Origin of the sequence: Tenacibaculum profundi (assembly GCF_052050075.1) — a bacterium.
GTDB lineage: Bacteria > Bacteroidota > Bacteroidia > Flavobacteriales > Flavobacteriaceae > Polaribacter.
The window spans coordinates 1,982,939-1,995,797 of record NZ_CP197225.1 but is presented as its reverse complement, the minus strand read 5'-3'; the positions used below and the strand labels follow the sequence as shown (position 1 = coordinate 1,995,797).

General features: G+C 28.9%; 7 protein-coding genes. All 7 read right to left on the bottom strand.

Annotated elements, in window-relative coordinates; all coding sequences use genetic code 11:
* Positions 1-32: 32 nt before the first annotated feature.
* The 7 genes from ACSIGE_RS08145 to ACSIGE_RS08115 all read right to left on the bottom strand — a co-directional run bounded on the left by ACSIGE_RS08145 (position 33) and on the right by ACSIGE_RS08115 (position 12,642).
* On the bottom strand, positions 33-1,481 hold the full coding sequence (locus tag ACSIGE_RS08145; protein ID WP_440879377.1) for a hypothetical protein: 1,449 nt from the start codon (positions 1,479-1,481) through the stop codon (positions 33-35).
* A gap of 316 nt (positions 1,482-1,797) precedes the next feature.
* The gene (locus tag ACSIGE_RS08140; protein WP_440879376.1) at positions 1,798-2,673 is read right to left on the bottom strand and encodes a DUF2911 domain-containing protein; all 876 of its coding nucleotides are present in this window, start codon (positions 2,671-2,673) and stop codon (positions 1,798-1,800) included.
* Positions 2,674-2,692: 19 nt separating this feature from the next.
* Positions 2,693-3,574, bottom strand: a complete 882-nt coding sequence (locus ACSIGE_RS08135; protein WP_440879375.1) for a DUF2911 domain-containing protein — start codon at positions 3,572-3,574, stop codon at positions 2,693-2,695.
* 525 nt (positions 3,575-4,099) lie between these two features.
* A complete protein-coding gene (locus tag ACSIGE_RS08130) occupies positions 4,100-6,889 on the bottom strand; it encodes an insulinase family protein (RefSeq protein ID WP_440879374.1) in 2,790 nt (929 codons plus the stop codon).
* 23 nt (positions 6,890-6,912) lie between these two features.
* Entirely contained in the window at positions 6,913-8,157 is a 1,245-nt protein-coding gene (locus ACSIGE_RS08125) for a DUF4929 family protein (RefSeq protein WP_440879373.1), read from the bottom strand.
* A gap of 12 nt (positions 8,158-8,169) precedes the next feature.
* Complete coding sequence (locus ACSIGE_RS08120) at positions 8,170-9,555, bottom strand: RagB/SusD family nutrient uptake outer membrane protein (protein WP_440879372.1); 1,386 nt, start codon at positions 9,553-9,555, stop codon at positions 8,170-8,172.
* Between the two features lie 6 nt (positions 9,556-9,561).
* On the bottom strand, positions 9,562-12,642 hold the full coding sequence (locus ACSIGE_RS08115) for a SusC/RagA family TonB-linked outer membrane protein (protein ID WP_440879371.1): 3,081 nt from the start codon (positions 12,640-12,642) through the stop codon (positions 9,562-9,564).
* Positions 12,643-12,859: the final 217 nt, after the last annotated feature.

The following is a 12,859-nucleotide window of genomic DNA, read 5'->3' as shown; positions in this document are numbered from 1 at the left end:
GAAAATTAGAATCAGTTTATAAGACTTTGTTTTTACTGAGTAAATTTAATTAGATAGTAACTTTTATTTAAGTTACTGTAGTATCCCTGAATAAAGAAATTTTTATATTTAAATAATGTTTCATGACTTGTGTTTGATACTTTATGTTTTTTGATTTTATCAAAGATAGTTTCAAGTCTTTCCTCTTTTTCAATATGTTCCAGATGTTTATTAAATAAGCATTCTATTTTTGTGGATTTAGTAGTGTTAAAAGAATTATATGCAAACATTGTCGGGTTAAAGTAAAACGTAACGTTACTAACACTTCCTAAGGGAATTCCTCCAAAAGCCCCCATCCCCATCATGGGTATCGCACCACCAGGACTATTACGTGTTACATAACCTCCTATGGTAAATTGATAATCATCATTATTTTTGATAATAGAGACCCCCATATTGCTTGCACTTATTTTTCTTAAAAATTTAGATGTTTTTTCAAATTCTCGAAATTTAGCGTACTCTCCGCCCGTTTGTATTATTGGAGTATTTTTGAAAGATATTTCTTCGTCTTTACTTATCGCATATTCTTGGATAAGTTCACCAGAGGAGTATTTTAAGATATGCATTTTAAATATGTTTGCATCTCCTGAGATTAGTGCAATTATATCATCATAGATAAAGGAATTACTTTTTTTTCGAAAAGATTTTATCTTTGATAAGGGATTCATGAATGTTTTTTTCGTGATAGTTTTTTTATCAATATTTATTGTAATTACTTGAGTGCCTTTCAAGCTTTCATCAAAGGATAATATAATTTCATTATTTTTCAAGTACATTTTTATCAAATTAGATGCTGATTCTATTGAGTTAGGGGTATCTTTTTCAAATTTTTGTATCCTCCTCCCGTACTTATTTATTACATCAGCAATTCTCTTAACCTGATCATTTTTAGTTAATAAAAAGTTATTTTTTTCGTCTATTTTATTTCTATCAATTTTTTTATTTTTTGAGTTGAATTCGTAGAGTAAAATATCTTTTGAATCTTTATTTATTGCTAACATGTAAAATCGATTTTTATAAGAAAAAGATTGTACAAAGTTATCCCCTTTGTGAAGAGAGAATTCTTGAAAAATAGTTGTTTTATTCTGAAAAGACAAGTTGACGTAAGCAAACTTTTCTTGATTGCTATTTGAAAGGAAAAGCATGCAATCATCCTTGTTTATTGTACTACCTAAAATTGTTTTGTATTTTCTTTTTTTATTCTCGGAAGTAATTTTGTCTACAACTTTAAAGTTCTCATTTAATTTATAGGTGTAGACTTTTTTGGGATCCATAATAAAAATAACAAGTTCATTAGTGTCTTTGTTTACAGTTGGAATAATATTTTTAACAAAAGAATAGCTTGTTTTTAAATCATTTTTAAATTGGGTAATTTCTGTTTGTGCTTCACTAATTAAACAATAGAGGAGAGTTAGAGCGAATAGTAATTTTGATTTTTGCATGATTTTTATAACTATAAAAACAATTTTTTTTGGCGCAAAAATATAAAAATACTAATAGATAGGTGCGTTCTTGTTTTGATAAAATTGTTGTTACATTTTATAGGATTTTTTTGATGTTTTCTAAGAGAATGTTTTATTTCAGTAAACACAAATAACACTTTTGAATCTTCATGTAAAAAACGTATATCTGATCACCATTTATTTTAGATGGTTGTTCATATCAGGTAAAATATTTTGTGATGTTTTTTTAGTAAAATATTCTGCCTATTTAAAAACCTCGCTTCAAAGCGAGGTTAAATTTAAAAGCTTATCAAAACTAAAATATTTTATTTTCTTTTAAAATATTAATCAACTCTTTCTTATACTCATTGCTCAGGCTTTCTATGGAGTTAACATACTTTATACCTTGCTCAATCTGTGATTTACTATCTCTAGGTTTATTTAATTTTTTGTATGCTAGGGCTTTAAAGTGATATCCCCATACCCCTGATAACTGTCCTTTATTTTTTTCTATAATTTGATCACAGATATCTAAAGACTTTTCCAATTCGATTCCTTCGGATATTAAATAGTTAGCCATTTTCCGAAAATTTAATTCGTGTGGACTTAAAAATGAATTGATATTGTTTAAAGCGTATTTTTTAGTATCTAAGTAAATAGGTATAGTTACTCGTGTGTTTTCCCATTCTAAATTTAAGTTTGCCTTATTTGAATTAAGGTCTGTGAAATTGATAGAAAATGATTCAACAGCTGAGGTAAGATGTTTTGTGTTTATTTTAGTTTTTAGAACAATTTTTGATTCATCAATTTTTTCAGGGGTACCCCAACCATTATGGTCCGAGTATAGAATTATTTCCCAATACTCTTTATTAGGAATAGTGAAAATAGCATAGGTTCCAGCATTTATTTGTTTTTTTGCTATGGTAAATGGAGTACTTGCAGTTATGGTAGTATTTGCATTCGCTCCAGTTCGCCATAAGTCTCCAAACGGAACCAGATTTCCAAAAATAACTCTTCCTTTTTTACTAGGCCGATTATAGCTTATTTTAAATTTTGTGAGTCCTACGGATTGCTCTATTAATGATTTAGGACTTCGCTCTGGTAACAACACTTCTGTTAAGTTTGTTTCTTGACTGTAAGCTGTGAGAACAAAAATAAAGCTTGTAATAAATAAATTAACTAATGATTTCATAATTTTGATGTTTATTCTTTTAAATATTAATCCAACGTTTGATATCATTATTACTTTGTGTTGTGTAAAAATTTGATTTTTCTTTTTTAGCCTCCTTTAAGCCTTCCTTAGCTGTTTCAATAGCTTCATCATACCTTTTAAGTTTTGCGAGAATTTGAGATTTACATCTTAAAAACCACCAACTACTGTTTTCAGCTTTATTAATAGCAATATTTATATATTTTAAAGCCTCTTTCAATTTGATAGAATTGCCCATATAAAAGTTTGCGTAATCATAGTATTGCCAAGGTGTTGGTTCTTGTAGTCTTTTTTCGATTGATTTGATTGCTTGTCCAGTTGATTTGGTGGTAAACGGTACTGCTACTTTTATTTCTTCCCAGGCCATAAATAATTCACCTCTACTTAGGCTAATATTTTGGATGCCAAAAGTTAATGTTTCTGTATACTCAACTTGTTTTATGGGTACTTCAAATTCTAATTTTAATTTTTCAGGATTCCAAGCATGTTGTTCTTTTGAGTTTTTAGGAGGAACTCCTCCCCAGTCAGTCGTAGATTTTTGATAAAAATAAAATACACAAGATTTCTCTTTTGGTTTTATAAAAATGGAATAACTACCTTCTTTTAGGGTTTCGTTGTTAATTTCTACATCTGTACTAAACGTAATTTTGGTATCTTCGTTAGCACCAGCCCGCCAAATTCTTCCGAGGCTTACTAGATCACCAAATATTTTTCTACCTCTAGCAGATGGTCGTGAATATTCAATTTTAATATCTGTATATCCTATTTTCTCGTTTATTTCAGAGTAACCACTCAATGGAGGTAGATCTTGTGCTTGTAATTTTAAAGTACTTAAAATTATAAATAAGAATAACGCGGTTGAATTTAATAAGATTCGATCCATAATTTATTTATTTTAGTTATTGATTTTTATTATCAAAATTGAAGTTTAAGTATTTAATTTATTATAGATCATTTTTCAAATTTAATGAATTGCTAGGTTAGTTGTTCTTATCTGAACTGGTCTTAGATCTATTTTATAAATTATAAACAAACAACAACGATATTTGTTTTTTATAATATGATTGGAAACTTTTACTTCAATTGGAGAATTTGTTCTGAAGGTAAAATATTATTTTGAACTGTTGATGATGGATTTAATTGTTTAACTATTGTTTAACAGTGTTTTGCGTTTTTTGAAGCCAATTAAACCAAGGAGTGTTAACGTACTTTTTTAGTTTGGTTTCAATGATTTTAAACTAGTGCCTTTTGGCACTCCAAAGGCGTAAGAATATAACTCTATAGAAGTTTTTACGTCTTATTTTTTAGAAAGAATAGTTTACTTTTCTGTAGATTAGATCGGAGTTAAACATTTAAAAGGTATTTACTCTTTTGGCAGTGAGTATTCCAGTTTATCATAAAATATAATTTATTTATCATGAACAATTTTAATGTCTTTGAAGTTTATGATTTTGTTAATAAAGCTATAGACATCACGAGAAGAAATGCTATCTAATTCGCGTTTAAAGTTTTGTTGATCTTCAATATTATTGATATTAGACAAGCTTTGACGAATATAAGTGTTCCAGTCATGACTATCTTTACTATTTAAAATAGTATTATGGTTTATTAAAGCACTTTTTTTATACCATAAGAGTTCTTCTTCTGTTAACCTTTTAGTCAATATTTCTTCTATTGATTTTACAACAATTTGTTTAATTTTTTCTGTATTTGTAGCCTTGTTTTGATACTGAATCTCAAGTATTGAAAAGTTTTTTAAACTTTTACTTTTTTCGACAGTAACAATAGGGGTATATACTAAACCATTTTTTTCTCGTAATACTTTATGTATTCTGTTACGTAAATATTTTTCGGTCAAATAATATAAAATTGTATTCTTTAAATTAGGCTTAAAGTAATTATATAATAGAAAAGTTGTTGTTACTGTTTTTTTATTATTTGATGATGGGGTTCTTAAAATATTTGAAAATTTACTTTTATCGAATAATTTTACATTTTTTAATTTAGAGTTCTTATTCAAATTACCTAGATAGAAGTTTAGAATAGGTATAAGCGTACTAGTAGAAAAATCACCTGTTATAATAAATTTCCAGTCGTATGCATTATTAAAAGCACGATCATAAAATTTCTGCATTCTGAAGATGTCTAAATTTTCATAATGTTTTGTAGAGTAAGTAATATTGCGGTTTGGAAAATATAAGTTTTTTAGTTCAGCTACTTTTTTGTTATATGTGTTTTGTTTGAAAAGTATCCTGTTTTGTTCTTTTAATGCTTGTATTTCATCTTTTATCACAGCGTTGAATTCTAGTGTGTCTGCAGTAGCTTTTGTCATTTTTAAGAATAAATACTTCATAAACTCATTGATTTCGTTTGTTGTGGAGTGTCCAAATATATTTCGTTCAAATTCTGATATAGTAAAAGAAGCCCCAAAGTTTTTGCCTTCATGATAAGCCTCAAGTTGTTTTGAATTCAAATTTGAAATCCCTCCGAGTTCCATATATGGAACAGTAAATTCATAATGATAGTAAAGACTATCGGGGATCGATGAGGTTCCTCCTTTTGAGATTCCTGAAATTTTTATTTCGTTGCTGCTGTCTCTTATTTCTTTTAAATATATTTCAATTCCGTTTTTGTATTCTAATTTAGTAATATTTAAGTCATGATAATAAGATTTTTGACTAGGTTGTTTTGGTTTTATATTTGGGGTTAATAGTTTAAAAGAATTATTATTTTTTTCTTCCGCCTTGTCAGGAACATCAAAAACAATTGCTTTTAAATTTTTATTTCGAACTCTTGCTTTTATGTTTTTAAATTCTTGTAATGAAAGACACCTATCGTTTTCGTTAGACTGTTCAATGAAAATAAGTGATTTATTTGACATTTGAAGTTGCTTGGCGACTTCTTGTATGTTTTCGACGGTAATTTCTTCTAAAGCCTCTTGTTTTAATTTCTTTTCTTTAATTTCAGATATGTTAAATTTTAGCCCTAGATACTGATTTATATTAGCATTCAAAATTTGCTCCGAACTTTTCTTTTGATTTCTTTTTTTATTTAACTTGTAAAGCTCTTGTTTTACATAGAATTGTAATTCTTTTTCAGAAATTAGATGTAATCTTAATCGTTGAATCTCGTCTAATATTTTTTCAATACTTCTTTTAATAGAAGACTTTACCTCAAAAGAAATTGACGAATAACTAACATCAGAAAGAAAGTAATTGCTTTTTATTGAAGGATATTTTATATCGTTAGCTAATAAGCTATCTAGTCTTCTTTGTAAAATTCTATTAAACAGTTTTTTCGTTATTGTTTTAACGAGCTCTTGTTTAGGAGATGTAAGAACCTGTTTAAAAGCCCAGTCCAGGTATATTTTTGATAATGTTTTCTCTGTAACTTTATTAACCATACAGTTAGTGTTAATAAAATTATATAATTGGTTTTCAGTTTCTTTATTTAACGAAGTATTGTTTTCAATAGGAGTAAAAATATTTTTTATGATATTTTTAGTTTTCTTTGAATCAATATCACCAACAATAAAGACAGCTGAGTTTTTAGGCTGATACCATTGCTTGTAAAATATATTTAGTTTTTGTTGTGTAATATTATTAATGCTATTATCGGTACCAATAGCCAATCTATTTAAATAAAGGCTATTTCCTAACTTAAAATTATAGTACTTGCTGGGTGAAGGTGTAGTTCGTTTTTCTTCTAGAACTATTTTTTTTTCAGTTTCTATTTGTTGACAATCTAAATGAAGTCCATTTAAAATATCAGCGAAAAAAACCATTACTTTTCTTACTATTTCGGATGTTATTTTTTTAGGAAAAGATATTCTATAAACGGTATAGTTGTAGTTTGTAATGGCATTGAAATGAGTGCCTATTTCCATACCCTGTTCTTCTAAGAACTTTGTAAACTGTTTGTTTTTAAAACGTTTTCCTCCTTTAAAGGCCATGTGTTCTAAAAAGTGTGCATACCCCAATTGATTTTTGTTTTCATTAATGGAGCCTGTTTTAACAACTAAGCAGAAAAGTGCTTTCTGAGAAGGATAATTGTTCTTTTGAATATAATAAGAGAAGTCATTACTTAGTTTGTTTTTTATTGGCTTTGTATTTTGAGAAAAAGTTAACGAGTACACAAAACAAATGAGCATCCTTACAATAAGAAATACAGATGTTTTTTTTATTTTAAAAATGCTCATTTAAGTCAGTTTTATTTTGGTCGTTAGTTAGGTGATGTGAAACTTACTTTAATGATGTCGTAGTCTCCTGAATTTGAGTGGTCAATATTAAATTCAAAGGTCATTTTTTTATCTGAACTATTATAATTCCCCGACGGGTCAACCCAGTTACCTTCTTCCCACTCATCAGATAAAACAGAACCACCTGTAATATAATTGTTTGGATGAAGAGAGCCACCTTGTTGTATCTGTTCAGTTAACTCGGAATTACCATTAGCCAGTATGACTAGTTCGTTCCATAGTTCAAACTCATAGTTGAAGTTTACAGCAGAGACTTTATATTTTTCTCCTCCAGGTAAAAAATTAGAATAGTAATCATAAGCACCATCTTCTCTTATAAATGTCACGGTGTTGTCTGTTTTAAGTTCAAGGTCATCAACAGTAACATTGAAATCATACTCTTTATTTTTCCATTTAGTTACTCTATCATTACCTATGGCTACCAGAACAGCAGATGATGAAGGTGATCCTGCATTATTCCAATACACTGTATTTAAAATAGTTTCATTTCTAAATACATATTGCAAATATTCATTTAAACCGAAAGCATTTCTTGTCATTACTAATAAAGGCTTATCTCTAGTAGCATTATCACTTAAGGTAATGTAAGTTGTACCCGTATAAGACAGGGTTTCAGAAGTTTCAAAGGGAGCAAAACCGCCACCTGCAGCTGTTATTACTTCCACTTCTACAGGAATTTTACCAATCCAAGGAGTGAGGTCTATGCCTTGCGATTTATAGTGCTCAATAAGTGTTTTTTGCGATTGAGTTAATGGGGTAAAACTTTCTTCTGGCATAACTATTATTGTTTGAGATCCTTCTAAAACAATATTTTTTTCAGTGCCTTCATAGGAAATTAGATTAATTTTAAAATTTGTGTTTTCTGTTAAAATGTTTTCAATATTTGGCTTGTATTTAGCAATAATTTTCAAAGTACCTTTTGTCTCGTTCTTCGAGATTACTACAGGAGTAGTTTCTATAGATAATAGATCTGGATAATTTGATGTATTTTCCAAGTCAAAAGTGAGCTTAATTTCTTGGTTAAAAGACTTACTTAAGATTACATCAAGTGTAAATTCTTTTGAGTCTCCCTCTGTAACTTGTAATCCTTTATTAGTTAATAAGTTTACTGTTATCGGATTAGTGAATTGAACTGGTTCATTTTCTTCACAAGAAATTATTGTAATAGTGAAGAGGAGTAAAAAAAAGAATGATTTAATTGTTTTCATTTCGATCAGTGTTTAAATAAATGTATCCCAAAAGGGGTTTTGTATTATATTCTTATTATTCTTGATTTCGCTAGATGGTATGGGGAGTAACCACCTATAATCTTCAGGAGTAATTGTTTTTATATAGGCGTTTGTTTTATAATTTATTTTTTTTAGATCTAATTTGTAGTGTTTTAGATCAAAGTATCGTAAGCCTTCCCCAATAAATTCTTTTTGTTTCTCATGCAAAAGATCTCTGAAAAATAACTCTCCTGTTGAGGTAATTTCTTGAGAATTTCTCATTGATAGAAAAGTGTTAATTGTTTTTTTTGCAGCTTCCTTATCAAAAGTTTCGTACTGTGCTTCTGCTTTGATAAAATATAATTCGGCAGTTCTCAAGGCTATAATTGGGTTTATTGATCTTCCTGATAAATCAGTCTGCCCTTTTCCTAAGTAATTTACATATATCTTATTGTTGTTTAGTTGTATATATTCTGAGGGTATAAAACAGATATCTTTTCTGTAATCATTGTTGTCAAATGTTAATGAAGTATTACAGAAAAATATATATTGTTGAGAAGAATTATCAAAAATACTACCATAATTAAAAACATTATTTTCAAAAGCTAATAAAGTTTCTTGATTGGCAAAAGGAGAGGTCCATACTTTCTCATGATCTTGTTTTGTTAGGATTGTAGAGGAAATAAGCTCGTTACATAAAACAATTGATTTTTCGTATTTATTCCAGCTTAAATATATTTTTGCCAGTAATGCTTTTGCGCTATTTAAAGAAAATCGGAAGATGGTATTTGTAGTATTGTTTGAATTTTCTTGAAACAGATTTATAGCCTCTAATAATATTTGTTCTATTTCATGAAAACAAGTTTCAATATCAGATCTTGGTAATTCTTCAGCAGTTAAATTGTTTTTTAAAATAATACCTGCATTATTTTTTGTTGTTTCTGAATATGTTGAAGCGTATAATTGTAGCAAATCAAAGTAAGCTAATGCTTTTAAACAAAGTGTTTGCGCTTTGATGTATTTTAATTTTTGGATGTTTATTTGTTCTTCTGATATAATTTCATTTATTCTTATTAAAAGTATATTAGCTTTATTAACCGTTCTGTAGTAGTCGGTCCATAGCGAATTAGAAAATAATATTATTTCTTGGGTTTGCCATTGATAAAAGTCATAAGTCGACTTATTTGTAGAAATATAACGATTGGGATAGAGATCATCCGTTAATACTGAGAGTAATATTTTGTTCTTAGGGTAGCTTAGGTAAACGCTTGATAAAGTTTCATCCGCTATGTCAGCATTATCGATAGCGTCTAGCCCTGTTATTTCGTCCTCAACAGGAATATCTAAAGAGCAGGAAACGATGATAGCTAAAATAATTATGTATATAAATTTAATCATTTTTTGTTAAAAAGATAGGTTAATGCCCATTGTAATAATTGGTTGAGAAGAACCTTCCAAATTTGCAGACTCAGGGTCTCCACCTCCAAAACTAGACCAGGTAGCTATATTTTTTAATTGCAAATAGAGTTGCGAACTTGAAATGTTATTGTTTGAAATTATCTTTAAAAATTCATCATCAAATTGATATCGTAGCATTATGTTATTTAGCCTAATAAAATCAGTTTGACCAACAGTACTGGTTGATGCAAATGAGTTATTGAGGTAAACATCACCATATACACTATTTAGACCTTGATAAATTTTATTCTCATCACCCGGTTTAAACCAGGTGTTTTTTAATTGTCCAGCCACAGCATTTTTTATAACGTCCTCTTCATCTTCAATTACAGATTTGTTCGTATATTTTGCAATTCCACCAAAATTATAATATAGATCTACTGATAACTCCCAGTTTTTATAATTGAAATTATGGTACCAACCACCGCTATAAGGAGGAGTACTATTTCCTAAAACGATAAAGTCTTCTGGCTTGGGTCTATCGAGAGCACCATTTAGAATGGAACCGTTAGCAGCTTGATATCTGGTAATACCGTCGGCTGGATAAACTCCTAGATTTATCAATCCATATATTATATCGGCAGATTCTCCCTCTTTATAGTCAGGATAATATTCATTACTTAAACTTAACTCGGAACCTTCGTATAAGTCTACTACTATATTTTTATTGTAGGATAAATTTGCAGAAGTACTCCAGGTAAAGTTATCATTATTAAAAATGCTTGTATAAACAGAAAGTTCTATTCCTTTATTATCCATTATTCCTACATTTTTTAACTGAGTTGTAAAACCGTTTGAGGGAGCAATAGGAACTGTTAATAACATATCTTTAGTTCTTCTTTTATACGCATCAATTGAAATATTGAAGCCATTAGCAATACCTATATCTAGGCCTATATTTATAGAGGTGTTTTGTTCGGGGCGTAGACCGGTATTGAATAGGTTTTTTAAATAAAACTCTCGTATTCCTTGGTAACTAGAGGTATTGTACGCAAAAGTAGGCACAGTTAAAGAAGCATCGACTCCCGCTAAACTAGCAGTTACACCATAGGTAGTTCTTAACTTTAAATACCTTAGATACTTGTTATTTTTTAAAAATCTTTCATTACTAATAGTGTAGCCAAACCCTGTTGCCCAAAAAGTGTTCCAACGTTTATCTTTTGGCATTAATGAAGATCCATCAGTTTTGTAGCTACCGTAAACCTCGTAAATATTATTATAATTGTATAGTCCAGAATAACCAAATCCAATTTGTGCGGTAGATATATTTTTTGAAGACGTTATCGAACGCCTTGCCCCTGATATATCATTGTTAATACCGGCAGCTGAATTTAGTTTACTAGGTAAACCATAACCTTTAATGCCAATAAGATCAACATTGTTTTTATAAAAGTCTATATTGGCACTAGCAGAAAAATGGTGCATATTTATGTTTTTATTATAATTTACACGTGTATTAGCGCTAAAATTTATATTCGTGTTTTGATTTTTAGTTGCTTTTCCACGTTCTATTATTGACGTACCAGATACTGTTTCAGAGTATGAATCTCTAGGAACTATCGCAAGTGATCTTTGAAATAAAAAATCTGCTCCAATAATTGAATTAAGAATTAAGTTTCTGGACAGTTTAGCTGATATATTACCTGAAAAATTAAATCGATTCTCTTTTGTTTTTTTATTATATTGATTTACTAGATCTTTAAATGTTCGGTTAGGAAAAGAAATTAATGTTCCTTTTTCAATCCGTTCATAAGGGTTTAATTCATAAATAAGTTGAGATGGATTGTAGTCTGATGAATTGGACGTGTTATTTTCAGAAATTCCAAAACCAGAATTAAAAATAATCGATGTCTTTTTTGAGAGACTATATTCATAATTAAGTCTTCCGGTAAATCGATCAATATTATTTCCGTCAAACTTTCCACCTTGTTTTGTATAGTTTCCAGATATGTAGAATTTTTTTTTGTCATCTCCTCCTCTTGAGCTGATATTATAGGACTGGTAGGTATTTATTCTTGATAGCTTATTAAACCAGTTTGTATTTATTTTTTTTATCGAATCTAATTTGTTTTTTCCATCAATTATAAGTTGATTTAAATTAGAAGCATTACCGAAGTATCTTCTGAAATATTCTTCTGATAGATTGTATCCTGGGGTGTTTATATTTTTTGAAATTCTCTCAAATTCAAGTTTTTCGTCGGTTTCCATCATTTTTACACTTGGAACTCCTTTTAGTGTTAGTCCTTGTTGTAATGAAAATGAAAATTGTGTTTTACCATTAACACCTCGTTTACCCGAAATTTCAATAACGCCATTAGCAGCTTTTATTCCATATAGTGCATTAGCTGCGGCATCTTTAAGTACTTTTATCTCTTGAATATCATTTATGTTAAGGGTGGCAAAAGCTTCAGGTGTTATAATTTGCCCGTCCAAAACAAATAATGGTTGATTGGCTTTATTATCAATATTTTGTTTTTCGTCATCACTTAAGGTGTTAAATGGTTTTTTGATAGGGAGTGTTGAAGTTCCTCTTATTCTTATTTTTAAAGGTTTACCTAGTTCACCATCTGATTTAATAGTTAAACCTGCCACCTGACCTTGTAGTGATTCTAAAATATTAACTGAAGGCCTGTCTTTTATTTTTCTAGTAGAAAGCGTATTTATAGATCCAGTTGCTTTTCGAATATCTGTATCATTTATATTTGTTTTAGGACTAAGAACAACCTCTTCAAGCGTGTTTGAATACTCTTTCAAGAATATTATAATATTAGGTGTTACTACTTTTTTTATTTGCTTTTTGTAACCTATGGCACTAAAGACTATAGAGTCTCCTGGTTTGAGTTTAATCTTAAAATCTCCATTAAAATTGGAGTATGTTCCTGTTTTTTTATTAAAATCAAAAATGTTTACACCTGGTAAAGGTGTCTTGGTGCGCATGTCTAATACCTTACCTTTGATTAAAATATTTTGAGATTGTATTAGTGTACCCGATAAAAGTAAAAATGAAATTAAAATAACTTTACGCAATATTTATTTAGATTTAATATAAATAGTTTGCAAATGTATTATTTTTTTTTATATTATCGTAGTTGTTGTCAGTGTTTTACACTTTTTAGGAAAGAAGTTGTTTAATAATTTTTACCAAAACGAGTGAGTAAAGGGATTAATCCATGGATTTACACTGAAAATTTTATCTAATAAGTTAATGAAAACTTATAAAATAAAAGCTTGAAAGAGATGTTTT

Coding starts and splice junctions, on each gene's coding strand:
- ACSIGE_RS08125 (WP_440879373.1), bottom strand. CDS start 8,157: ATGAAAACAATTAAATCATTCTTTTTTTTACTCCTCTTCACTATTACA.
- ACSIGE_RS08120 (WP_440879372.1), bottom strand. CDS start 9,555: ATGATTAAATTTATATACATAATTATTTTAGCTATCATCGTTTCCTGC.
- ACSIGE_RS08145 (WP_440879377.1), bottom strand. CDS start 1,481: ATGCAAAAATCAAAATTACTATTCGCTCTAACTCTCCTCTATTGTTTA.
- ACSIGE_RS08140 (WP_440879376.1), bottom strand. CDS start 2,673: ATGAAATCATTAGTTAATTTATTTATTACAAGCTTTATTTTTGTTCTC.
- ACSIGE_RS08135 (WP_440879375.1), bottom strand. CDS start 3,574: ATGGATCGAATCTTATTAAATTCAACCGCGTTATTCTTATTTATAATT.
- ACSIGE_RS08130 (WP_440879374.1), bottom strand. CDS start 6,889: ATGAGCATTTTTAAAATAAAAAAAACATCTGTATTTCTTATTGTAAGG.